Consider the following 1,111-nt stretch of genomic DNA (forward strand, 5'->3'; position numbering starts at 1 on the left):
AAGCGATGTGTGACATTAGCGATGACGATGACAATTAGGGAAGTGCAGTTTACGACCTCAATAGCAACGGCAGTGGCACAGACATTTCTAAGGGGGGAGTATGTTGACGATACTGTTGATTGCATTGGCGCTGTATATTTTCTGGCTACTGTTTCGAAATGGCCCTGCATTTGCCGAGCGACTCCCAGACCACAAACGCAATTGGGTTGGCCCCACCGCTAATCAAGAAGAATGGCGCGGCTATTGTGCGGACGTATTTCAACCTTTTAGTTCCCGCACGACTTTCTATGCTATTGCCTATTTTGCCAATTATATTGCAGTGGCGAATGCGATCTCTTGGTCCATCGTCTACGAAGGCAATTATCCTGTTATGATGAGCCGTTTCGGCAGCTACTTTATTGTTAGTACGCACGACGCCATGCTGGTAGCTGGGTTTGTTTCTCTGGCTTTTTTTATCATCAACTGGCAATTGGCGATGCATTGCGCGAGTTTACTCAGCCAATATTTAGTGCGAATCCTCATCATCAATCGCACGCGTTTTGTCGCCATGAGTTTAGTGTTCAGCAGCTATTTTGCTTACTTGTTAACGATAGGAATTTTTTGGCTGTTTCACGACACGTACTCAATTTGGCAAGGGTTGAAACTCACGCCTGCTTTTCTTTTATTAGCGTTATTGTTAGCCGTCGTGTTACCTGCCATGAAAAAAGAAACGTCCGAAAGCGAATAAGCGAGAATCGCTCTACCGTTTGAGAAGTAATTCATGTGCCATTGAGTTAGCATTGCCGACCTTTTTTTCGTCAGTGGGAGGACTCATGTATATTGGCTTTGACTATGGCACTGCAAACTGTTCAGTGGCAAAAATGGAATCAGGCGAGCCTGTTTTGCTAAATCTTGAAGGGGATAGCCCGTTCATTCCTTCCACCCTAGCAGCTCCGACTCGTGAGTCTGTGTCTGAGCATTTGTTTCGTCACCGTGACATCAAACCGTTTGATCAAGTTGGAGAGCAGGTACTGCGCCGCGCAATCAACTTGAACCGAGAAGAGAGCATCGAGCTGGAGCCAGAAGACATCGCGTTTGGGCAGGCAGCGTTGAACCGCTATTTAGAAGATCC

Annotated in this window: 1 protein-coding gene and 1 pseudogene; both read left to right on the plus strand. The window is 46.6% G+C overall.

All coding sequences use genetic code 11. The features are described from left to right. Positions 1-100 precede the first annotated feature (100 nt). Entirely contained in the window at positions 101-727 is a 627-nt protein-coding gene (locus R7R24_RS24760; RefSeq protein WP_005483333.1) for a hypothetical protein, read from the plus strand. Between the two features lie 85 nt (positions 728-812). Then, positions 813-1,111, plus strand: a pseudogene (locus tag R7R24_RS24765) (molecular chaperone); the annotation flags it as partial.

The organism is Vibrio sp. 704 (genome assembly GCF_033339295.1).